Source organism: Streptomyces albiaxialis, assembly GCF_039530985.1.
In the GTDB taxonomy this organism is placed as follows: Bacteria; Actinomycetota; Actinomycetes; order Streptomycetales; family Streptomycetaceae; genus Streptomyces; species Streptomyces albiaxialis.
In genome coordinates this window covers 450,120-473,003 of record NZ_BAAAPE010000007.1, presented here as the reverse complement: position 1 = coordinate 473,003, position 22,884 = coordinate 450,120, and the positions used below count along the sequence as shown (strand labels likewise).

Sequence of the window (22,884 nt, the reverse complement as noted above, 5' to 3'; positions counted from 1 at the left end):
ACGAGCAGGCTAGGGCGTCCCGCCGACATTCCCGCCCGGCCCGTCGCCGAGCCCGCCGCGCAGCTTGTCGCGGCGGTGCAGCACGTACGCCACGATCAGGCCCGCCGCCAGCCAGACCAGCCCGACGTAGTGGGCCTCCTCGTTGGCCGTCACGATCACGGCGATCATGATGCCGAGCCCGACGAGCGGCACGGCCCAGTCCCGCAGCGGGCTCACGGCGCGGTCGCCCAGGGCCGTGCCGCCGCGGCGCAGCCCGTAGTAGCCGATGACGGACAGGTGCAGCAGGCAGAACGCGGTCAGCGCGCCCATGTCCACGATCGAGACGAGCCGGTCCAGGCCCTCCGCTGTCCGTGCCGCCCACACCGCGGCGCACAGTGTGAGCACCGCGCTCAGCAGCAGCGTGCGGCGCGGCACGCCCGTGCCCCGGTGGACGCGGGAGAGGGCCTTGGGCAGCCGCCCGTCTCTCGCCATCGCGTACAGCAGGCGGCCCGCCGCCGCCTGTCCGGCCAGCGCGGCGAACGCGGCGCCGATCGCCTTGCTCACCGCGATCGTCTTCTCCAGCCACTCGCCGACCGACGCGTTGACCGCCGTGTAGAAGGCCGCGCCCTGCGAGGCCGGGTCGTCGGCGAGCTTGCGCGAGGAGTCCTCGGACAGCAGCGCCGCCAGGTACGTCTGCGCGATGAACAGCAGACCCGCCAGGACCAGGCACCATACGAGCGCCCGCGCGACGAGCGACGGGCCGTCCCCCTCGCGGCCCTTGCCGCCGGTGGCCTCCTCCGCGAAGTTCGCGATGGCGTCGAAGCCGAGGAAGGAGAGGACCGCGACCGAGACCGCGCTGAAGACCGCGACCATCGAGAAGTCCCGGTCGCCCGTGAGCGGGGTGAGCCAGCCGCGCGCCGGGCCCTCCTGGGCCAGCACCACCACGGCGGCGGCGCAGAAGACGAGCAGCACCGCGATCTCCATGACGAGGATCACGAAGCCGACGACGGCCGCCCTGTGCACCCCGGACAGGTTCAGGGCCGTCGAGACGACGACCGCGAGCGCCGTCCACACCCACTGGTCGACGGAGGGCACGAGCTGCTCCATCGCGATGCCGGAGAAGAGGTAGGCCACCGCGGGGATCAGCAGGTAGTCGAGCATCATCATCCACCCGGCGATGAAGCCGGGCGCCTCGCCGAGCCCCGCGCGGGCGTAGGCGTACACGGACCCGGCCTGGGGCACGGCGTGGACCATACGGGCGTACGAGTAGGCGGTGAAGGACATCGCGATCGTGGCGACGACGTAGACGAGCGGGACCACGCCGTGGCTGCGCGCGTCGAGCGCCCCGTAGATCCCGACCGGGGCCATGGGCGCGATGAAGAGCAGGCCGTAGACGATGAGGTCGCGGAGGGTGAGGGTGCGGCGCAGGCTGCCCTGCAGGTCGCCGCCCAGGCTGCGTTTCATGCGGTTGAGGGCCGCCGTGCGGCTGCGGGCTCCAGGCATGGGCCCAGCTTGCCGTACTCCGCCCCGTCCGCCGTGGAACGGAGGGCGGGCCACGCGTCGGGCTCACGCCCGTACGATGGCTGTATGACTGCAACGCCCTCGCGCCGTGTCCTGCTCGCCGCCCCCCGCGGCTACTGCGCCGGCGTGGACCGAGCCGTAATCGCCGTCGAACAAGCTCTTGAGCAGTACGGCGCACCGGTCTACGTGCGCCACGAGATCGTCCACAACAAGTACGTGGTCAAGACCCTGGAGAAGAAGGGCGCGATCTTCGTCGAGGAGACGGAGGAAGTGCCCGAGGGGGAGATCGTCATCTTCTCCGCGCACGGCGTGGCCCCCGTGGTCCACGAGGAGGCGCAGCGCGGCAAGCTCGCCACCATCGACGCGACCTGCCCCCTGGTCACCAAGGTCCACAAGGAGGCGGTGCGCTATGCGAAGGAGGACTACGACATCCTCCTGATCGGCCACGAGGGCCACGAGGAGGTCATCGGCACCAGCGGCGAGGCCCCCGAGCACATCACCCTGGTCGACGGTCCGGACGATGTGGAGAACATCGAGGTCCGCGACCCGGAGAAGGTCGTCTGGCTCTCCCAGACCACGCTGTCCGTCGACGAGACGATGGAGACGGTGGAGGCCATCCAGGGCCGCTACCCGAACCTGCTCTCGCCGCCCAGCGACGACATCTGCTACGCCACGCAGAACCGCCAGACCGCCATCAAGCAGGTCGCCGCCGACTCCGACCTGGTGCTGGTCGTCGGCTCCAAGAACTCCTCGAACTCGGTCCGGCTGGTCGAGACCGCGCTCCAGCACGGCGCCAAGGCGGGCCATCTGGTCGACAGCGCCGAGGAGATCGACGAGGCGTGGCTGGAGGGCGTGGAGACGATCGGCCTCTCCTCCGGCGCCTCCGTCCCCGAGGTCCTGGTCGACGGCGTCCTGGAGTGGCTGGCCCAGCGCGGCTGGGAGGACGTCGAGATCGTCAAGCCGGTCGACGAGCACATGCAGTTCTCGCTGCCCAAGGAGCTGCGGCGCGACCTGCGCGCCGAGGCCGCGGAGAAGCTCCAGGCCTGACGCCGCCGCGCCACCACCCCGCTCACGGGCCCGTCGGGGCCGGTCCTTCGAGGACCGGCCCCGACTTTTTCGTGCCCTTTTCCGGGTCCTTTCCTGGCCCTTTTCCGGCCGCTCTTCCGGGCCGTTCACGGCGGGTGTGCGGCGCGTATGCGCGGCGGATGCGGAACGGGTGCGCGGCGGGTGCGGCGCGGGTGCAGCGGGCGTGCGAAAGGGGTGCACCGTCCTGTGTGGCGCCCGTGCGGAAGCGATGCCGGGGGCGAACGGAGGGGCGCCAGGGTGGTGGACGTACCGCCGGTCCGGAACGTGCGGAACGGGCCGGTTCCGGCGGGTCCATGTCCGTAGTCAAGGAGGCAGCAATGGCTCACGAGTACCAGGGCGACATTTCCCTGCTGGAGGAATTCTCCGAGCAGGACTTCGACGGTGTCGCGTACGGCGCCTGCAGCACCAACACGTTCTCGCTGAGCGACGCCGCGGGCAACGACGGCTGGTGGTGCACGCTCACCAAGGAATGCATGCGCTCCTGCAACTGACCACCCGTAACTTTCCCGGAAAGGGGATCTCCATGAAGGAGAACAAGGACCTTCTCGGCGCCTACGACGAGACCGAGCTGGCCGAGCTGGCCGACTCGGAGGCGCACGGCGGTACGCACCCGACGATCACCACGTCGTCCTGGACCTGCATCACCGCCGCGACCGTCACGGTCTGCCCGTCGTCGGCGTGCAGCAGCAAGTGCTGACAACGCCGCACGGCGGACCGGGCATTTAGCACAGCCGGGCGGAACGGGGGCCGCCGCATTCTTCGGGCTCCCGTTCCGCCCATGCCGGAAAATTCGCGCGGAGAGGGAGAGCGAGAACACAGTGACATCTCCAGCCACGTACTATCCGGAATTCGACAGCGCGGAAGTCGAGGAGACCATCGCGCCGTTGGCGGAGTGGGACGGGGACATCACCGGCGCCCTCCGTGCCGACGAGCCGTCACCGGCGCCCCCGGGGCCGGACGCGGCGGCGCGCGCGGTCGTGGACGAGTGGCTCGCCGAGCCCGAGGAATACCCCTTCCAGCACGTGACGCGGACCGTGGCCGCGTCCGTCGCGGACGCCCGTCCGCTGGGGCCCGGCGACGGTCTCTTCCACGACCCGCGCGCGACCCTGCGCCAGGTGCTCGGCCGGGCCGAGGGCCGGATACGGGAGCTGTGGACCCGCCCGCTCGTCGCGGCCCTCAACCACGCGCGCGCCGAGGGACTGCTCGTGGGGGGCAGCTCCGAGGCGCGGTACGACGACTTCGCCGCGCGCGTCGCCCGTACGTCCGTCGAGGAGGTCAGCGGGCTGTCGTTCCCCGTGCTGCGCGATCTGACGCGGACCGTGCTGCGGTACGAGGCGGAGAGCGTGCGGGAGCTGTGCGAGCGGCTGCGCGCCGACCGGGACGACCTCGCGCGGGCCTTCGGGATCGGGCCCACCGACCCCGTCGTCTCCTGCGGCTTCTCCGAGGGCGACGTCCACAACCGCGGGCGCAGCGTCTCCGTCCTCGTCTTCTCCTCCGGCAAGCGGCTGGTCTACAAGCCCAGGGACGTCTCCTGCGAGGCCGCGTACGCCGCCCTCGCCGGCCGCCTCAACGCGCGGTACGGCACCGCGCTGGCCGCCGCCTCCGTCCTGGAACGGGAGGGGTACGGGTACGTCGAGTTCGTCCCCTCCGAGGACGTCTCCGACGCCGCGGGGGAGTTCCTGCACGCGAGCGGCGAACTGGCCGCCGTGCTCTACCTGCTCAACGCCCGCGACATGCACTTCGAGAACATCGTCCCCACCCGGCGCGGCCCCGTCCCCGTCGACCTGGAGACGATCCTGCACCCCTCGCGGCTGCACGCGGGCCCGACGCCGGAGACGCCCGGCAACGCGTACGAGACGCTCGGGCAGTCCATCTACGGCATCGGCATCCTGCCCCTCGTCATGGTCGGCAAGAACGACGGCGACGGGGCCGCGGGACATGTCGATCTCGGCTTCCTCGGCGGACAGGGCCACGGCAGCTCGCCGTTCAAGACCGTCCGCTTCCTCGACCCGTACACCGACCGCATGCGGCTCGCCTTCCAGGCGCCGCAGGGGCAGTCGCGGCAGACCGTCGTGGACGCGCTGACCGAGGAGGAGACCTTCGCGCTCGGCGCGCGCATGGCCGAGGGGTTCAGCCGCGTCTACCGCGCGGTCCTCGCCGACAAGGAGGGCTGGCGCACGCTGCTGCGGGAGACCGCCGCGGGCATCCGCGTCCGCTACGTGCACAACCCGACGCTGCTGTACGGGCAGACGCTGCGCATGACCTCGGGGCCCCGGGCCCTCGACGGCTACGCGCCCTACCTCGCGCTGCTCAAGCGGATCGCCATCGCCAGCAAGACCTCCTCGCGCCACCTCGTCCTGTCCGAGCTGCGCCAGCTCGCGCGGCGCGACGTCCCGTACTTCACCGTCGCCGCAACGGGCGTCGCGGTGGAGGACGGCGACGGGACGCCGACGGGCGCGGAGTTCGACGAGTCACCGCTGGCCACGGCCCTGGCGAAGACCGAGGGCCTCTCCGAGTTCGGGCTGGGCGAGCAGCTCCGGCTCCTGCACTCCGCGTTCGCCTCCCGCTTCCCCGACGACCACCTCGCGGGCGCCAGGACGTCCGGGCCGTCAGGGCCGTCAGGGCCGTCCGCCGAGCCGTCCGCCGGACCGACCGCCGAGCCGTCCGGGCGCGCGGGCGGTGCCGACGACGCCGGGCTCGCGCTGCTGCTCGACAGCGTCTGCGAGAACCTCCTCGCCACCTCGCTGCCCGACCGGTTCGGGCATCTGCCCCGTACGTGGGTCGGGCCGAGCGCGTCCGCCGAGATCGACCGGCCCTGGCCGCCGACCGTGCTCGGCTACGACCTCTACACCGGGCGCTCCGGACCCGCGCTCGCCCTCGCGGCGGGCGCCCGGGTGCGGGGCGACGACGCCTGCCGCGGCCTCGCGGGCCAGGTCTTCGCCACCGTCGCCGACATCCTCTCCGGCCACACGTACGAGGCGCGCAGCGTGCGGCAGGCCGGATACGCGGCCTACACGGGACTGTCCGGGACGCTCTTCGCGCTCGCCGCCGCCGGACGGCTGCTCGGCGAGGACGAGTGGACCGGCGCCGCCCAGGGCGCCCTGCCCCTCGTCCTCGACCAGGTGCGGGCCCAGCCGCCCGAGGAACTGCCGCCGGACGTGATCAGCGGCCTCGCGGGCGTGCTCTCCTGCGTGCTGGCGATCGGCGGGCCGCACGCCGAGGGCGCCGTCGCCGAGCTGACCGCGCTGCTGACCGGGGCCCTGCGCCCGGACCGCCACCCGGCCGAACTCGGCCAGTCCGGCTACGCGCACGGCGTCAGCGGCCTGCTCGCCGTGCTGAGCCGCGCCTACCCGTACCTGCCGGACGGGCGGGCCGCCGTCGAGGACGTGCTGGAGCGGCTCCACGAGCGGCTCGGCGCCTTCTACGACGCGGAGGCGGGCGACTGGTTCACCAACATGGCGACGACCGCGAAGTTCTCCACCGGCTGGTGCCACGGCTCCGCCGGGATCGCCCTCGGACTGTCCGCGTACGCCGCGCTGAGCGGGGACGAGAAGGCGCTGCGAGCCCGGGAGACGGCCGTCGGCAACGTGCTGCGGGACGGCTTCGGCCGCAACGTCACCTGGTGCCACGGCGACCTGGGCAACCACGACATCCTGCGCGAGCTGATCCGCGCCACGGGCGACCCCGGCGGGCGGCTGCGCGCGGCGCTCACCCGGGTCGAGCGCGCCTGGCTCACCCCCGAGGTCTTCCGCCGCAAGCTCGCCGACCCGAGAAGCCGCTACGCGCACACCAGCAGCCTCATGGTCGGCTCGTCCGGCGTCGCGCTGCACCTCGCCAACCGGCTCGACCCGGACCTGCGCGTCTCGCCCGTCACCCTCGCAGTGGAGGAGCGCCGGATATGAGTCCCACCCTCACCCGCCGGGCCCACGCGCGCAGGCTGCCCACCGTCACGCAGGTCACGCAGACCGAGTGCGGGCTGTGCTGCTGCGTCTCGCTCCTGCGGTACTACGGACGCGCCGAGGACATCTCCAGCGTCCGGCGCGACATGGAGGCGGGGCGCGACGGCCTCAGCGCCGGGCAGCTCTCGCGGTTCCTGCGCAGCCGCGGCATGGAGACCCGGCTCTTCCGCGCCAAGAGCGTCGCCGCGCTGGAGCGCTTCACCGCGCCGGTGATCCTCTACTGGGAGGACTACCACTTCCTGGTCCTGGAGAAGTTCGACGGCAGGAAGGCCGTCGTCATGGACCCCGCCGTGGGGCGGCGCCGGCTGAGCAGGGCGGAGCTGGAGGCCGGGTTCAGCGGCATCGTGGTCTCCGCCGAACCCGGCCCGCGCTTCGAGCGCCTCAAGCAGAAGCCGCTCGCCGAGTGGCGCTCCATCCCGCTCTTCGCGGACGGGGCCCGCAAGCGCATCGCCCTGGTCGCGCTGCTGTCCTTCAGCGGCTACGGGGCGGTGCTCGGCATCCCGATGCTCACCGAGTGGGCCGTCGACGAGAGCGGGCGCTGGGACGACCTGAACGGGCTGATGCTCGTGCTGGGCGCGGTTCTGGGCGTGGCGGTCGCGTACTTCCTGCTGCAGATCGTCCGGATCTTCGTGCTGTCGTCGGTCGTCGCGCTGCTCGGCAAGCACCTGATGACGCACGTCTTCACCAAACTGCTCTCCCTGCCCTACAGATTCTTCGCCACGCGACAACCCGGCGAGCTGCTGTTCCGGCTGAACAGCGTGAATTCCATCCGCGACCTGCTCTCCTCGCGCGTCGCCCAGGGAATCCTCGACGTCGGCACCCTGGTGTGCGTCAACATCTATCTGCTCGTCGTCGAATGGCGGCTGGGCCTGATAGCGACCGTGCTGTTCCTGCTGAACGCCCTCCATCTGATGCGCACCCGGCAGCGGGTGGCCGAGGCCGTCGACTCCGAGATCGCGCACCTCAGCAAGAGCCAGTCCACGCAGCTCGACGCGATCGTGTCGATCCCGAACATCAAGATGGGCGGCTATTCACGGGAGTTCATCGAGAGCTGGGGCGAGAGCTACGCCTCGTCGCTGGACGCCATGAAGTCCCGGATGCGGCTCCAGCAGGGCTGGATCTCGGGCGTGACGACCACGACGCAGATGTTCGGCCCGATGCTGCTGCTGCTGTGCAGCCTCTATTTCGTGAGCCACGGACACATCTCGCTCGGCGCGGGAATCGCCGTCCAGGCCGTGTCCGCCACGTACTTCGCGCTGTCGAACTCGATATTCCAGACCTTCACCGAGGTCGCCGAGGTCACCCGCTACATGGCGCGGCTGAACGACATCGCCAAGACCCCCTCGGAATCGCGCGGCGGCTCGCGCACGAAGCTCCCCTCGACCTCGGTCCGGCTCCAGGACGTCAGCTTCCGCTACACGCAGCACAGCGACTTCGTGGTGCGCGACGTCTCGCTGGACATCGAGCCCGGGGCGAAGATCGCGCTCGTCGGCGCCTCGGGCTCGGGGAAGAGCACCCTGGGCCGCGTCATGTGCGGCCTCTACGAGCCGACGCGCGGCTCCGTGTCGTTCGGCGGGCACGCGATGGACGAGTACGACAAGGACGCGCTGCGCCGCCGGATCGGCTACATCCCACAGGAGGTCCACCTCCACAACAGGACGATCCTGGAGAACCTCACGCTGGGCCAGGACATCTCGGTGGAGAAGGTCCGGGAATACTGCGAGAGCGTCGGCATCCTCGATTTCGTCGAGGAACTGCCCATGGGGCTCAACACCGTGGTCTCGGAAATGGGCGCCAATTTCTCCGGCGGCCAGCGGCAGCGCCTCGCCATCGTCCGCGCGCTGCTCAAGCGCCCCTCGATCCTGCTCCTGGACGAGGCGACCGCCTCGCTGGACACCGTCAACGAACGGCGCGTCTCGGAGATCATCCAGGGAATCGGCGCGACCCAGATCATCATCGCGCACCGGCTCTCCACGATTAAGTCCGCCGACCAGATCTACGTGCTGGAGAGCGGCCGCGTGGTCGAGCAGGGAGGACACGCGGAACTCCTCGCCACGGGCGCGGTCTACGCGGACCTCTACACGGACCCCGACAAGACCGTCGACGTTCTCGTTGGAGGAGAGGCGACATGACAGGACCAGAAGTCTCGATACCGGCCTTCCGGCCGTTCTATCTCCATCTCGCCCCCCGCGGAACTGTCGAGGACGCGCTGCGCGAGCGGATATCCGCGGTCACCGCGCCCGAGCGCGTCGAGGAGATGCTGGACGGCATCTGGGCGACGCTGGTCCTCACCGTCGAAGAGGGCTCGTTCCGCATGCTCATCGGCGAGTTCCACGCCTTCCGCGAGGAGCGCGGAATGCCGTTCAGCACCGAGAGTGACACCGCGCTGCGGGAATTCGAGCGGCACCTCGCGGACCCCGCCGTCTGCCGCCGGATCCTCGACACGTACCCCGTCTACGAGCGGCGCTTCACGACCGTCCTGCGCAACATGACCGAGGCCTGGGCCGAGATGTTCACGGCGTTCGCCGAGGACCGCGCGGAGCTGCGCGCCGCGGGCCTGCTCAGCGGCCCGGGACCGGCGGGCGAGGCGCGTATCGCGCGGGCCACCGCCACCGGCTCCGACGCGCACAACGACAACCGCCAGGTCCTCATCGTCGAGCTGACCGACGGCACCAGGCTGGCGTTCAAGCCGCGCGCCCTGGAGGCGGACCGCTTCGTCCGGGACCTCTACGCGGCGGCCGGCCCGTATCTCACGCACTCCCTGGAGCAGTGCATACCGCGCTCCGTCACCGTCGGCTCGCACGGCTGGCAGGAGTTCGCTGTCGCGGGCGCCATGACGGAGCCCGAGCAGGTGGAGCGCTACTTCTACCGGTTCGGGGCGCTCTGCGCGCTCTTCAGCGCCATCGGCGCCTGCGACCTCCACCACGAGAACCTGACGGCGCGCGGCGAGCACCCCTGCCTGCTCGACACGGAGACGATGCTGCGGGCCGACATCGCCCCGCCGGAGCCCTCGTTCCTCTCCACCCTGACGAACCAGTTCAAGCTCTCCGTCGTCCACACGATGCTCCTCCCGGTCGCCAACCCCCAGTCGCACTTCGACGTCGATCTGTCCGGCGCGAGCGTCACGCCCACCGAGTCGGCCAAGCTCAAGCGGCCCGTCGTCCTCGACCGCGAGTCGGACGGCATCGGGGTGAGCTGGGAGCCCGTCCTCATCGAGCAGAGCGACAACGTGCCGCGCCTCGGCGAGGCCCGCCTCTCGGCCGGCGACCACTTCGAGGCGATGGCCGCGGGCTGCGCCGACGCGCTCGCGTTCGTCCGCAGCGACGCCGTCGACAAGATCCTCGACGCCCACGCCGGTTTCCCCGTCCGCACCGTGCTGCGGCCGACGATGGTCTACGGCCGCTTCCTCGACGCCGCCACCCACCCCTCCTACCTGGCGGACCAGGCGGAGGCCGACCGGCTGCTGCGGATCCTCGCCAAGTCCCCGGACACCGTGCCGCCCGCCGCCTCCGCGTTCGTCATGGAGCAGGAGCGGGCGGCGCTGGGCACCGGGAACGTGCCGCTCTTCCTCGCCCGTTCCGACGCGGTCGAGCTGGCCACCCACCACGCCCGCTTCCCCGGCTTCTTCGAGATGCCGTCGGCCGACGCCGCCCGCCTCGGCGTCGCCCTCAACGGCGCCCGCTCCGACCGCTACCACCGGTTCCTGCTGGAGGAGTGCCTGAGCGAGCTGTTCGGCGACGACCGCCCCGCCGGGCTCTCCGCGCACGGCGTCTTCGGCGGGGACGCCCTCGACGCCGTACGGCCGGGCGGGTGGTGGCGCGGAATCGCCCGTACGCTCGACGACCTCAGCGTCGTCCACGAGGGACCCGACGGCGCGGTGTCCGGCTGGATCGGCGGCATCGGCCCCGACCGGGGCGTCCCCACGGTGTGCGCGGGCGAGTTCGTCTCGTTCCACGACTTCGGCGGGATCGCCACCTTCCTCACCCGGGCCGCCGGGCACGACGCCGGGCTGCGCCCCGCCGCCGACGCCGCCGAACGCGGTCTGGGCGAACTCCTCGGATTCCGTGAGGCGTTCCTCATGGACACCGCCGAGTCCGTCTTCACCGGCGCCTCCTCCCGGCTGCTGACCCGCCCCGGCGAGCTGGACGCGGCCTGGCTGGAGCGGATCCTGGAGCGGACCGCCGAGCGCGACGCCTCCGGCGACCTGGTCACCGACCTCGCGAACGGCCCCGCCGGGCCGCTGATGGTGCTGCTCTCCCACAGAGAGAGGGGCGGGGCCGAACCGCCGCTCGGCTCCGGGCGGCTGGGCGCGCTCGCCGACCTGGCCCTCGCGCACCGGGACGTCCCCCGCACGGAGGCCTGGTACGACGTCGCGCACGGCGGCCTCGGCCTGCACTGGGCGGCGGCCCGCGCGGGCCGGGTCCTCGGCGTCCCGTCCGCGGCGGAGGAGGCGGCCGACTGGCTGCTCGCCCGCTGGAAGGACGGCGAGGAGACCCCGCACCACGGCTGGTGCAAGGGCGCCGCCGGTGAACTGCTGGCCGCCGCCGAGATCCTCACCACCGCCGGACGCCGCGACCAGCTCACCGGCGGGCGGCTGGAGGCCCTGGTCGCCAGGGCGACCCGGCTGCCCGCCGACCGGCCCGTGGACCTGTCCGTGTGCCACGGCAGCAGCGGCGTCGTCCAGTCGCTGATCGCCGCGGCCGGGCTCCTCGGCGAGCCCGCGCTGCTGGAGCGGGCGCGGGCGTACCAGGAGGACGTCCTCGGAACCGCCCGTACGCGGGGCTTCTTCACCGGCGCCCGGGGCCGCTCCTCACTGCTGGGCTACATGCTCGGCTGGGCCGGTGTCGGCGACACGGATCTCCTGCTGCACGCCGCCACGGAGCAGGGGGTCCCGGCGCTGCCCGTGCCGGTCGCCCTCACCGTGGAGGGCTGATGCCGATGCGGTTCTCGCTCCAGCTCCCGCCCCAGCTCACCCGGCCCGAACAGGCCGTGCCGTTCGCGCTGCTGACGCAGCGGCCCGGCGCCCACCGCCTGTGGCAGGGCCAGGGCCTCGCGGTGGACAGCCACCACCTCGTGGCCTGGCTCGCCGGGCAGGGGATCAGGGTCCGCAGCGGGTTCGGCGTGTCCCTCATGCCGCTCCGCTCCCCGTACCAGGCGGCCGTGGAGGCCCGTTCCGTCGCGCTGGCCACCGGGCGGTCGGTCGTCGCGGGCTTCGGGCCCGGCGGGATCGCGGGCCAGCGGGCGTTCCTGGGCAGGCCGTACGCGAGCCAGCTCGGGGCCGTGCGCGAGTACGTCCGTATCGTGCGCGGACTGCTCCGCGGCGCCCCGACGGACGTGACGGGCGCGGAGTTCGCCACGAGCGCCCGGCTTGTCGAACTGCCCGCGCCCCGCGTCCTCGTCGGCCTGGGCGTGCTCAGGGAGCGGATGGCGCTGCTGGCCGGGGAGACCGCCGACACTGCCGTCACCTGGCTCGCGAGCGCCTCGTACCTGGGGGAGACGCTGCTGCCCGCGCTCCGCAAGGGAGCCGAGGGGCGTGCCGGGGGCGGGCCGCCGCACGTCGCCGCGTACGTCCCCGTCGGGCTCTCGGGCCCCGGCCGTACGCCCGCCGAACTCGCGCACGCCGCCTGCGGCGCCCATCTCCGGGCCCCGCACTACCGGGAGGCGCTGCGCCGCTCCGGCATCGCCGTGGACGGCGACGGGAGCACGGAGGACGCCGCGAAGCTGGTGGACGGCGGGGTGTTCCTCCACGGCACCGCCGAGGAGATCCACGCGCGGCTCGACGAGTACCGCGCGCTGGGTGTCGACGAGGTGGTGCTGAACGCCACGGGCGTCGCGCTGACCAAGGGCGTGCGCGCCGCCGAACGCGATCTCGGAGAGATCCTGGAAGCCGCTCCCCAGCCGGGCGGCACAGGGGGTGAACAGTGATGATCGAGGTCCAGCGACTCACGGTGCGGTACGGCACGACCGTCGCCGTCGACGACCTCTCCTTCCGCGTCGAGCCCGGCCGGGTCACCGGATTCCTCGGCCCCAACGGCGCGGGCAAGACGACCACCATGCGGGCCGTGCTCGGCCTCGACCGGCCGGTCTCCGGACGCGTCCTGATCGAGGGCAGACCCTACGAGCGCCACGCGCGCCCCCTGACCACGGTCGGCGCCCTGCTCGACTCCCGCTCGGCGCACGGCGGGCGGACCGCGCGGGCCCATCTGCTGAGCCTCGCGCGCAGCAACCGGATCCCCGACGCGCGGGTCGGCGAGGTCCTGGAGACCGTCGGCCTCGCGAGCGTCGCGGGCAAGCGCGCGGGCGGGCTCTCGCTCGGCATGTCCCAGCGCCTCGGCATCGCCGCCGCGCTGCTCGGCGACCCCCGCGTGCTGCTCTTCGACGAACCGGCCAACGGCCTGGACCCCGAGGGCATCGTGTGGTTCCGCGAACTGGCGCGGCGGCTCGCGGGCGAGGGCCGTACGGTCCTGGTCTCCAGCCACCTGATGAGCGAGATGGCGCAGACCGCCGACCACCTCGTCGTCATCGGGCAGGGGCGGCTCCTCGCGGAGTGCTCCGTGGACGACTTCGTCGCCCGCAACTCCCGCTCGTTCATCCGGATCCGCACACCGGAGCCCGAGCGGCTGCGCGCGGTCCTCGACGGGGAGGGCATCCGTACCGAAGACGGCCCCGACGGCGCGGTCGAGGCCTCCGGGACGACGCAGGAGACGGTGGGCGCGCTCGTGGCCGCGCATCAGGTGACCGTGTACGAGATCAGTCCCCAGACGGCCTCTCTGGAGGAGGCGTTCATGCGTCTGACGGCCGGAGCGGTGGAGTTCCGCGCGGCGGGGGACATGGCGGCGATGCCGGGGGTGGACCGATGACGGCGGCGGACGTACGGGAACAGAAGGGGCGTTCGGCGGGCCTTCCGGAGGCAGATGTTCCGGCGCCCGGCGCGGACCTGGCCGCGGCGGTGTCGGCGGAGTGGGTCAAGATCAGGACCCTGCGCTCCACCGTGTGGTGCCTCGCGCTCTTCGCCGCGCTGAGCGTGGCCATCGGGCTGCTGACCGGCTTCTTCATGGGCAACTCCCTGGACGGGATGAGCGCCGGGGAACGCGCGCGGTTCGACCCGGTCTCGACGGGCCTGAGCGGGCTGCGGTTCGGCATGCTCGCGCTCGTCGCCTTCGGCGTGCTGACCGTCAGCAGCGAGTACACCTCGGGCACGATCCGCTGCTCCCTCACGGCCGTACCGCGCCGCTCGGTCTTCTTCGGCGCGAAGCTGCTGGCCGGTACGGCGACGGCGTTCGCCGCCTCCCTGGTCACCGTGGGCGTGAGCTTCTCTGCGACCCAGCTCGCCCTGGGCGGCGAGGGGAACGTGGGGCTCTCCGGCGAGGGCGTGCCGCGCTCCCTGGTGTGCGCGGTGCTCTACACGACGCTGCTGTGCGTGTTCTCCATGGGCCTCGCGACCGTGCTGCGCAGCTCGGCGCTCACGCTGGGGATCCTCATCCCCCTGTTCTTCATGCTCTCGACGATCCTCAACAACATCCCCGGCGTGAAGAAGGCGGCCCAGTTCCTCCCCGACGCGGCCGGTGACGCCGCCCTCTACCAGGACCCGCCCTCGGGCACCGTCCTGAACGCCTGGAGCGGCATGGCCGTGCTGACCGCCTGGGCGCTGCTCGCGGGGATCGCGGGGTACGCGGCGATACGGCGCAGGGACGCGTGACCGTAACTCCCGTGCGGTGATCGCCCGTTGACAGTTCCGGGCCCCGGGTGGAACGGTAAAGAGACAGTCAAGAGAGCCGCCGCGTTCCTCGTCCCGCCCGCGGCGTGAGCGCTCTTTCCTCCGGGCTTTCCCGGAGAGACGAGAGGGACGGGAACATGCTGTTCACCATTCTTGGTCCGCTCGGGATCGGGGGCACGGACGAGACCGGCTCGCCGACGCGGCGGGCGCTGCTCACCGCGCTGCTGCTCCGCTCCCAGGAGACCGTCGGCACCGCGGAGCTGGCCGAGCTGCTCTGGGACGAGCCCCCGGCCTCCGCGACCGCGAACATCCGCAGCCATCTGACGGGCGTACGGCGCAGCCTGGACGCGGCCGTCCCGGGGCTGAGCAGCCGGCTGCGGACGTACCGCGGCGGGCGCGGCGGGTACAGCCTGTGCGTCGGCGCGGGCGAGCTGGACCTCCACGTCTTCGCGCGCGCCGCGCGGCACGGCCGCACCCTGCTGCTGCGCGGCGAGCCGGACGGGGCCGTCACCGTGCTGGAGGAGGCCCTGGACCTGTGGCGCGCGCCCTTCGGGCGGGACCTGCCGCGCACGCGCTGGTTCAGCGCCCATGTCGCCGGGGTGAACGACGCCCGTTTCGACGCGTACCAGAACCTCTTCGCCGCCCGCGTGCTCGCCGACCGGACCGAGCTGCTCGCGTACCGCATCGAGCGGGCGGTCGCCGAGGCGCCGTACCGGCAGCGGCTGTGGGAGCTGCTCGCCGCCGTCCACTGTGTCCGGGGCGACGCCCCGTCCGCGCTGAGCGCGATCGGCCGCTGCCGGCGGCTCTTCGCCGAGGATCTCGGGCTCGGCCTGCCGCCCCGCGTCGAGGCGATGCAGCGCGCGGCGCTGGACTGGGACGGCGCGGAGGCGCGGCGCCTGGTCGCCGCGCAAGAGCCGTCCCTTTCCTGACCCGTGGAATTACCCCGCGCCGGTGCGGGAAATCCGTTTTCCTCTTTCAATTACCGGCGGGTTCCGGTGAATGCGCTCACACCGCCGATAAGGGCGCGTAATTCCCCGCCGGGTCCCGGCGGAGTGTGGCACTCCCGCGCCGACCCCTCTGACGCGCTTCGGACAGACCTGGATCAGCGCGTGGACCAGCGCCGTTCTTCGTGACGACACTGTTACTGGATAACGGGTTCTTTTCGCGGGATTCGTTATTGCTGACTCTCAAGTAGTACCCCCGGGGGGTGGTTCCGGTAATCGGAACAAGGAATTCCGGCGCATGCTTCACGCATTCCCCACAGGTATCCGTTGACAACATGTGTGTTCCGTGAAACCGTTAACATTGTCTACGGGGGGACAGTGCGAAGAAGCGGAACTGCCGCGCCCTCCACGCCTTGACCAAGCAGGAGACAGCCGTGCGGAAGCCCTATCGTCCGCCGTTCCGGGAGCGCCTCGAAGGCCCCGGGCGGGAGTTCCGGTCCGTCCCCGCGGAGAGCCGCGTCCGAGGCCAGGATCCGGCCTCCTAGCGCCTGACGGCCACCAGGCACCAGCACCACCCAGGGCGCCCCCGCGGCGCCACCGGACCGCGCGTGCAGACCAGGACCTCTCTTTCCCTGGATCTCCGTCCCCCGGCGCGATGTCCCGACGTTCCCCCGAGCCGGCCGTGCGTACGTGCGGCGCGGAACGTCGCCTTCCCCCGCCCCACCCGCTCGCGCGGAGGGGGCGCCATCGCCCCACGATCCGATGAGATCTGAAAGAGACGGGTACATGCTCTTCAAGATTCTTGGTCCGCTCCAAGTCCGGGGAATCGACGAGATGGGTTCGTCCGTCAGGCGCGCGATCCTCACCGCCTTCCTCCTGCGACCCCGCCAGACCATCGGCGTCGCGGAACTCTCCGAGCTGCTGTGGGACGACCCCCCGGCGTCCGCCACCGCCAACATCCGCAGCCACCTCACCGGACTCCGCCGCAGTCTCGACGAGGCCGGACCAGGCCTCAGTCACCGTCTCAAGACCTTCCGCGGCGGCCGGAGCGGATACGGCCTCCAGGTCGACCCCGACGAGTTCGACCTCCCCCGCTTCACCCTGGCCGCGCGCCACGGGCGGAACATGCTGCTGCGCGGCGAGGCCGCCCGCGCCGTCACCACGCTGGAGGACGCCATGGCCCTGTGGCGCGGCCCCTTCGGCCAGGAGCTGCCGCCCACCCGCTGGTTCAACGCCCATGTGGCCGGGCTGAACAACGCCCGCTTCGACGCCCTCCAGGACCTCTTCGCGGCCCGCATCCTCGCCGACCGGACCGAATTACTGTCCCTGCGCATCGAGAGCGCCATCGCCGAGGCGCCCTACCGGCAGCGGCTGTGGGAGCTGCTCGCCGCCGTCCACTGCATCCACGGCGACGCGGCGAGCGCGCTCAGCGTGATCAAGCGCTGCCAGCGGCTCTTCGCGGACGATCTGGGGCTCGGCCTGCCGCCCCATGTCGAGGCGATGCAGCTCGCCGCGCTCAACTGGAACGGGGACCAGGCCCGCCGCCTCGTCGCGGCCCACGCCCTGGCCCCGGACGGCGAGCTCCCGGCCCGGACGACGGAGGCCCAGCCGCTGCTGTCGTAGGGCGCCGGGGCGCTACCTGGGCGCTACCTGGGCGCTGCCGGGGGCCCGGGGACCCTTCGAGGCCCCTTCTATGCTCCCTGGCCGCGTCGGCGGGCGGCGCGGTTGCGGCGAGTGGTGTTCAGCAGCACCACTCGACGCACCACCATCAGCACGGCCGCCACGATCGTTCCCCCGTACAGCCACCCCGCGTGCAGCGCGAGGTTCGTGAAGACGTTCTGGAGCTGCCCGGCGATCCCGTCGCCGGGCCCGCCCACGCAGAAGAGGCCGAGCGTGAACGCGAGCGGCGCCGCGACGGGCGCCGCGTACAGCTCGGCGGGCCGCACCCAGAGCGCGGCGGCGACGCAGACCAGCACGAAGAAGACGCCGTAGACGTCGGGCGAGGCGTCGAACAGCAGGCTGTCCAGCCATCCCCACAGCGCCATCAGCAGCCCCGCGAAGACCCCGGTCCCGAGCCCCGTGAGCCGCGGCGCGGGCAGCTTGGCGAGCACGGCGGCGGCCTTCGCGGCCAGCGGCGAGGCGGCCGGGCCGGCCGAGGCGCCGCGCGCCCGGTGCACGGAGACGGCCTCGCCCGCGGGGCGTCCGGCGTGGGCGTTCCGGGCGTTCCCCGGGGCGGGCGGGCGGCCGGAACGGGCCGGGGGCGGCCCGGCCGCGGCCTCGGCGGCCCCCGGTACGCGCTCGGAGTCGGTGGGGCGGGGCAGCCGGGGTTTTCGGTACGGCCTGCGCGGGGCGCGCCCCTCCTCCGGGCCCTCTCCGGGCGCGGCCGCGGGCCGCCGCTCTCGCGGATCGTGCTGGGTCGTGCGCGCGCTGCGTTGCTCCACCAAGCCACGGTAGGCCGTACGTGCGGTGTACGGCCGTCATGGACACGCGATGTCCCCGATCGCGCCACCGTCAGGCCTCCGCGTCTTCACCGCACGCCCCCTCACCGGTCGCCCCGCGGCCACCGCCGGCCCGCCCGTAGACTGGGTGGCCGTCCACTCAGCACCCCTCGCCATGGAAAACGGGAAGTAGTCGCCACGTGTCGCTCACGATCGGAATCGTCGGCCTGCCGAATGTCGGCAAGTCGACCATGTTCAACGCCCTGACCAAGAACGACGTGCTCGCGGCCAACTATCCGTTCGCCACCATCGAGCCGAACGTCGGCGTCGTCGGCGTCCCGGACGCCCGCCTCGGCAAGCTCGCCGAGGTCTTCGACTCCCAGCGCGTCCTGCCCGCCACCGTGGACTTCGTCGACATCGCGGGCATCGTGCGCGGCGCGAGCGAGGGCGAGGGCCTGGGTAACAAGTTCCTGGCGAACATCCGCGAGTCCGACGCGATCTGCCAGGTCATCCGCGCGTTCAAGGACGACAACGTCGTGCACGTCGACGGGAAGATCTCGCCCAAGGACGACATCGAGACGATCAACACCGAGCTGATCCTCGCCGACCTGCAGACCATCGAGAAGGTCCTGCCCCGGCTGGAGAAGGAGGCCCGGGTCAAGAAGGACAAGCAGCCCGAGGTCAAGGCCGTCCAGGAGGCGAAGGCCATCCTGGAGGAGGGCCGCACCCTCTTCGCGGCGGGCATCCGCCAGGGCACGGAGCAGGCCGCCCCCCTCCACGACCTGCACCTCCTGACGACGAAGCCCTTCATCTACGTCTTCAACGTCGACGAGGACGAGCTGACCGACGAGTCCTTCAAGCAGGAGCAGCGCGAGCTGATCGCCCCCGCCGAGGCGGTCTTCCTCAACGCCAAGCTGGAGTCCGACCTCGCCGAGCTGGACGAGGACGAGGCCCTGGAGCTCCTCCAGACCGTCGGCCAGGACGAACCGGGCCTCGCCACCCTCGCCCGCGTCGGCTTCGACACCCTCGGCCTCCAGACCTACCTCACGGCAGGCCCCAAGGAGGCCCGCGCCTGGACCATCAAGAAGGGCGCCACGGCCCCCGAAGCCGCCGGAGTCATCCACACCGACTTCCAGAAGGGCTTCATCAAGGCCGAGATCATCTCCTTCGACGACCTCATGGCCACCGGCTCGGTAGCCGAGGCCCGAGCCAAGGGCAAGGCCCGCATGGAGGGCAAGGACTACGTCATGCAGGACGGGGACGTGGTGGAGTTCCGCTTCAACGTCTGATCACTCGGCCGCCCCGGGCCCGGCTCCGGCCCCGCTCCCGTTCTCTCCGAGTGCCGCCCTCACGAAGGCGCGGACCAAGGGGCGGTCGTCCCGGGCGTTCCAGGCCAGGACCAGGTGGCTGGCGGGGGCGTCCGTTACCGGGAGTGTGGTCAGGGTGTCGGGGGTCGGGGTCACCAGGGAGCGGGGGAGGACCGCGATCATGCGGTTCGCGGTGACCATGTGGAGGAGCTGGACGACGTCGGCGACCTCGGGGCCGTCGCCGTCGCCGCCCGGGACGCCCTTCCAGCGGGGGAGAGTCTCGCCCGCCAGGTCGGACATGCGGATCGAGGCGCGTCCCGCCAGGCGGTGGCCCGAGGGGACGATGGCCACGCGGTCCTCGGTGTGGAGCGTGGCGTGGGCCAGCCCGTCGAGATCGTCGAACGGGGCGTAGAGGAGGCCGACGTCGGCGCGGCCCTCGCGGAGGAAGGCCGTACGGTCGGCGGGGCCGCTGAAGAGGAGGTCCACCCGGCGGGCGTCGGGCCGGTCGGCGTAGGCGGCGAGGAGGCCGGAGAGCAGGCCCGCGTCGCCGCCCGGTTTGAGGACGAGGCGCAGGTGGTCCTGGGGCTCGGCGGCGCGCCGGGTGCGCTGGACGGCGGCGGCGACCGCGTTGAGCGCGTGCCGTCCGTGCTCGCGCAACGCCTCCCCGGCCGGGGTGAGTTCGACATGGCGGCTGTCGCGGACGAACAGCGATACGCCCAGCCGGGACTCGGTCCTGCGGATCGCCTTCGACAGCGCGGGCTGGGCGATCGAGAGGCGGACGGCGGCCCGGCCGAAGTGCAGCTCGTCGGCGAGGGCGAGGAAGTACTCCAGCTCGCGTGTCTCCAGTTCGACCATGCCCACAGGTTATCGCCGGATGGCGAATGGGTCTTGGACGGCGGTGGCGTTCCACGCCCAGAATTGCCGCATGATCTACCACACGATGCTCGTATCCTTCGACCAGCCCGTTCCCGACGCCGAGCTGGACCAATACCTCGCAGACATCGAACGCGTCATGCTCGACTCCGGTCACGTGCGGTCCGTGGCCGCCCGGCGGCATCTGTCCGTCCCCGGCGAGGAGGCCATTCCCGCGTTCATCGCGACCGTGATCGTACGGCTCGGCCTGGCCGACACCGACGCGCTGGCGAAGGCGTTCGAGGCGCCCGGCCTGCACGACCTCATCCAGCGCTGGCAGGCCCGGCACCCGTACAAGGTCGCCTGGGCGAATCACGAGGCCCTGGCGTGAGGGCGGGGCTCGTCACCGGCGCCGGGAGCGGGATCGGCCGTGCGGCGGCACTGGAGTTCGGGCGCCTCGGCGCCGCCGTCGCCGTCTGCGACATCGACGCGGACGCGGCGGCCGAGACCGCCGAGACGATCCGGAAGGACGGCGGCGAGGCGCTCGCCGTCACCGCCGACATCGCCGACGAGCCCTCCGTACGGGACGCCGTCGCGCGTACGGTCACGGAGTTCGGCGGCCTCGACTTCGCCGTCAACAACGCGGGCATGGCCTCGCACGGCCGCCGGATCGACACGATGCCCCTGGCCGAGTTCGAACGGGTGGTCCACGTCAACCTGTCCGGGACGTTCCTCTGCATGAAGCACGAACTGCCGGCCCTGCGCGAGCGCGGCGGCGGCGCCCTCGTCAACATCGCCTCCAACGGCGGCCTGTACGCCATCCCGACCGCCCCCGCCTACGTCGCCGCCAAGCACGGTGTCGTCGGCCTCACCAAGGTCGCCGCCGTCGACCACGCGGGCGAGGGCATCCGCGTCAACGCCGTCTGCCCCGGCCCCACCCGCACCCCCGGCTTCGACCAGGCGGTCGGCACCCACATGATCGCGGCCCAGGAGGCGGGCACCCCGCTCGGCCGCCTGGCCGCCCCGTCGGAGGCCGCCGCCGCGGCGGTCTGGCTCGCCTCGGACGCCGCGTCCTACGTCACGGGCATCGCCCTGTCGGTGGACGGCGGCCGCCGGGCGTAGGAAGGAGGATGACGTGGGCGGGCGTCCCGCCGACGTGCCGCCCCGTTCCGGCCGCTAGGACGATGCCGCGGGCACGAGGTCCGCGGTCGTGCCGGACAGTTCGCGCAGTTTCTCGCGCGTCTCGGCGTCCGTGGAGTACACCACCGTGCCGATCATGCCGCGCGTCAGCAGCACCTTGTACGTGTTCCGGATGAGCCGGTCCACGTCCGCGGCGGGGGTCGACTTCTTGAAGACAGGGTCCTTGGACGCCGTACGGTCGGTGATCCAGCGGTCACCCCGCCACACGAGGTCGGGCCCGATGATGACGCCACTCCAGTCGTACTCGAAGCCCTGCGCCGTGTACACGCAGCCCACTTGGCCGAAGCCGGCCGGGTCCGTGGCCCAGAGGGCGGCCGGTGGTGCGCCTCCGACGGCTCGGTCACCGTAGACGTTCCAGGGCCGTTCCCACGCCCCGATGACGACGTCCGCGGGCAGCGCTTGACCGGGCGCCACCTTCTTCGTCCACTTCCAGCAGTAGCCCGCGGACATGCGGGCGCTGTAATCCTTGGAGCGGCGGTCGTCGAGAAACTCTTCCATCTCCTGCGGACTGTCCGCGACCACGAGCTGCATCTTCCCGTCGGGCTCCCACACCACGGGGCCGTCCGGCTCGAGGCCCAGCAGCCTCACCACCCACCGCAGGTACGCATCGCTGCCGCCGCACCGGAACTGGCTGTCCAACGGCACCACCTCGCAGCGGAGACCTTTCTTCGCGGCCGCCGCCTTGATCTCCTCCACGGTCCCCATCTCGCCGGGCCGGACCACCTGATGCTCGTCCAGCAGGAAGACCGGGACACGTGCCGCGTCGATGAGTTCCTCGACCTGGGCCTTGCCGGTGCGGTTCGCCGCCGGGGTATAGCGGTTGGCCGAGGTCTCCCGGATACGGTGGGCCTCGTCGCAGATGAGGACATCGAGCCCGTTGCGCTCGGCGGCCATGAAGCTGTTGAAGTACTTGAAGAGGTTCTTCACCTCCCGCTTCCGGGTGCCCGCCACCTTCCTCATCGTCGTCGTGAACGAGCTGGAACCCGTCGCGTGGAGCGCGCTGATGTCCTGCCGGTACAGCTCGCCGAGGAGAGACAGCGCGATGACACTCTTGCCCGTGCCGGGGCCACCGGTGACGACCACGACCTCCTTGTGGTCGGCGCGCTTGGCTCGGCGGACGGCGTTGAGAACCGTGCGGTAGGCGATCATCTGTTCGTCCAGCAGCACGAACTGCTCGCGCTCCCGCACCTCGCGGGCCGCCACGGCCATGAGCTGCTTGGAGGGGCTGATCTTCCCCTTGAGCAGCTCGTCCGCGGCCGGAGCCCCGGACTCGGCTGCCAGCCTCGTGCGCAGAAAGTCGATGAACTCCCCGCGCCGCTCGCCGATGAAGAGCTGGCCGTGCTGGTCCCGCTCCGCTTCGAAGAGTCCGTTGACCCCGAACTGGGTGGCGTTGTGAAGGTATGCGGCGCCGCTGACACGTTCTGGGCACCCGGACAGCGCCCCGTTGAACGAGATGAGGTACTCGCAGTAGCCGCGCACCTGGTGCACGGGGTTCAGCACCGCTCGGGTGTACGCGTCTACGCGGCACAGCGCCGGGTCGTCGTCATCCGGCTCGGCGCTGCTCCACTGCTTCAGTTCCACGACGACGTACGAGGGCATCCCGGACCCGGGGTGTACCCCGGCCAGGACGGCGTCGGCCCGCTTGCTGTTCAGCGGCAGCCCGTACTCGAGGAGCACTTCCACCTGTCCGAGTCCCGCGTCGTTGAGCGCGTTGGCGAGCGCCGGGATGCTCCGCTCCCACGAGCGGACCTCGGACGCACTCGGTTTGTGGCCGTGCACATGCACGAACTGCTCCGTCAGGCGGAAGAAGAGAGCACCGGACAGGCACTCGGCGGCGACCGCGGCGGCGGAGTCGCGGAACAGCAAGGGACGCCCCCAGGC

Annotated in this window: 18 protein-coding genes; 14 read left to right on the top strand and 4 right to left on the bottom strand. The window is 72.0% G+C overall.

Annotated elements, in window-relative coordinates; translation table 11 throughout:
- Positions 1-9: 9 nt before the first annotated feature.
- Complete coding sequence (locus tag ABD343_RS13070) at positions 10-1,482, bottom strand: APC family permease (protein ID WP_425578167.1); 1,473 nt, start codon at positions 1,480-1,482, stop codon at positions 10-12.
- Between the two features lie 84 nt (positions 1,483-1,566).
- Here ABD343_RS13070 and ABD343_RS13065 point away from each other — a divergent pair, with 84 nt between their 5' ends.
- From ABD343_RS13065 to ABD343_RS13015, 11 genes are all read left to right on the top strand, one after another.
- Positions 1,567-2,547, top strand: coding sequence for a 4-hydroxy-3-methylbut-2-enyl diphosphate reductase (locus ABD343_RS13065; RefSeq protein ID WP_344527442.1), 981 nt, complete (start codon positions 1,567-1,569; stop codon positions 2,545-2,547).
- Between the two features lie 356 nt (positions 2,548-2,903).
- Positions 2,904-3,077 carry a plantaricin C family lantibiotic gene (locus tag ABD343_RS13060; RefSeq protein ID WP_344527440.1) on the top strand — a complete coding sequence of 58 codons (174 nt, stop codon included), beginning with the start codon at positions 2,904-2,906 and terminating at the stop codon, positions 3,075-3,077.
- Positions 3,078-3,109: 32 nt separating this feature from the next.
- Positions 3,110-3,283: a class II lanthipeptide, LchA2/BrtA2 family gene (locus tag ABD343_RS13055; RefSeq protein ID WP_344527438.1), complete on the top strand. Its 174-nt coding sequence runs from the start codon at positions 3,110-3,112 to the stop codon at positions 3,281-3,283.
- 121 nt (positions 3,284-3,404) lie between these two features.
- Positions 3,405-6,488 (top strand): type 2 lanthipeptide synthetase LanM family protein, encoded by a 3,084-nt coding sequence (locus ABD343_RS13050; protein WP_344527436.1) that lies wholly within the window; start codon positions 3,405-3,407, stop codon positions 6,486-6,488.
- The gene (locus ABD343_RS13045) at positions 6,485-8,677 is read left to right on the top strand and encodes a peptidase domain-containing ABC transporter (RefSeq protein WP_344527434.1); all 2,193 of its coding nucleotides are present in this window, start codon (positions 6,485-6,487) and stop codon (positions 8,675-8,677) included. The genes ABD343_RS13050 and ABD343_RS13045 overlap by 4 nt, the downstream gene beginning before the upstream one ends.
- Positions 8,674-11,478 carry a DUF4135 domain-containing protein gene (locus ABD343_RS13040; protein ID WP_344527432.1) on the top strand — a complete coding sequence of 935 codons (2,805 nt, stop codon included), beginning with the start codon at positions 8,674-8,676 and terminating at the stop codon, positions 11,476-11,478. Before ABD343_RS13045 ends, ABD343_RS13040 begins: the two co-directional genes overlap by 4 nt.
- The gene (locus ABD343_RS13035; RefSeq protein WP_344527430.1) at positions 11,478-12,470 is read left to right on the top strand and encodes an LLM class flavin-dependent oxidoreductase; all 993 of its coding nucleotides are present in this window, start codon (positions 11,478-11,480) and stop codon (positions 12,468-12,470) included. The genes ABD343_RS13040 and ABD343_RS13035 overlap by 1 nt, the downstream gene beginning before the upstream one ends.
- Positions 12,470-13,405 carry an ABC transporter ATP-binding protein gene (locus tag ABD343_RS13030; RefSeq protein ID WP_344527428.1) on the top strand — a complete coding sequence of 312 codons (936 nt, stop codon included), beginning with the start codon at positions 12,470-12,472 and terminating at the stop codon, positions 13,403-13,405. Before ABD343_RS13035 ends, ABD343_RS13030 begins: the two co-directional genes overlap by 1 nt.
- Positions 13,402-14,244, top strand: a complete 843-nt coding sequence (locus tag ABD343_RS13025) for an ABC transporter permease subunit (RefSeq protein ID WP_344527426.1) — start codon at positions 13,402-13,404, stop codon at positions 14,242-14,244. The genes ABD343_RS13030 and ABD343_RS13025 overlap by 4 nt, the downstream gene beginning before the upstream one ends.
- 155 nt (positions 14,245-14,399) lie before the next feature.
- Positions 14,400-15,191 (top strand): AfsR/SARP family transcriptional regulator, encoded by a 792-nt coding sequence (locus ABD343_RS13020; RefSeq protein WP_344527424.1) that lies wholly within the window; start codon positions 14,400-14,402, stop codon positions 15,189-15,191.
- 849 nt (positions 15,192-16,040) lie between these two features.
- Entirely contained in the window at positions 16,041-16,829 is a 789-nt protein-coding gene (locus ABD343_RS13015; RefSeq protein ID WP_344527422.1) for an AfsR/SARP family transcriptional regulator, read from the top strand.
- A gap of 68 nt (positions 16,830-16,897) precedes the next feature.
- Here ABD343_RS13015 and ABD343_RS13010 read toward each other — a convergent pair whose 3' ends face one another.
- Positions 16,898-17,647, bottom strand: a complete 750-nt coding sequence (locus tag ABD343_RS13010) for a DUF6542 domain-containing protein (RefSeq protein WP_344527420.1) — start codon at positions 17,645-17,647, stop codon at positions 16,898-16,900.
- A gap of 197 nt (positions 17,648-17,844) precedes the next feature.
- Between ABD343_RS13010 and ychF the strand changes: the two genes are divergently transcribed.
- Complete coding sequence (gene ychF / locus ABD343_RS13005; RefSeq protein ID WP_344527417.1) at positions 17,845-18,933, top strand: redox-regulated ATPase YchF; 1,089 nt, start codon at positions 17,845-17,847, stop codon at positions 18,931-18,933.
- On the opposite strand, the gene ABD343_RS13000 is transcribed toward ychF, so the two are convergent.
- Positions 18,934-19,806 (bottom strand): LysR family transcriptional regulator, encoded by an 873-nt coding sequence (locus ABD343_RS13000; RefSeq protein WP_344527415.1) that lies wholly within the window; start codon positions 19,804-19,806, stop codon positions 18,934-18,936.
- A gap of 70 nt (positions 19,807-19,876) precedes the next feature.
- Between ABD343_RS13000 and ABD343_RS12995 the strand changes: the two genes are divergently transcribed.
- Together ABD343_RS12995 and ABD343_RS12990 are read left to right on the top strand one after the other, a co-directional pair.
- Complete coding sequence (locus ABD343_RS12995) at positions 19,877-20,194, top strand: hypothetical protein (RefSeq protein ID WP_344527413.1); 318 nt, start codon at positions 19,877-19,879, stop codon at positions 20,192-20,194.
- The gene (locus ABD343_RS12990; protein ID WP_344527411.1) at positions 20,191-20,925 is read left to right on the top strand and encodes an SDR family NAD(P)-dependent oxidoreductase; all 735 of its coding nucleotides are present in this window, start codon (positions 20,191-20,193) and stop codon (positions 20,923-20,925) included. Before ABD343_RS12995 ends, ABD343_RS12990 begins: the two co-directional genes overlap by 4 nt.
- Positions 20,926-20,979: 54 nt before the next feature.
- On the opposite strand, the gene ABD343_RS12985 is transcribed toward ABD343_RS12990, so the two are convergent.
- Positions 20,980-22,869 carry a DNA/RNA helicase domain-containing protein gene (locus ABD343_RS12985; RefSeq protein WP_344527409.1) on the bottom strand — a complete coding sequence of 630 codons (1,890 nt, stop codon included), beginning with the start codon at positions 22,867-22,869 and terminating at the stop codon, positions 20,980-20,982.
- Positions 22,870-22,884 lie beyond the last annotated feature (15 nt).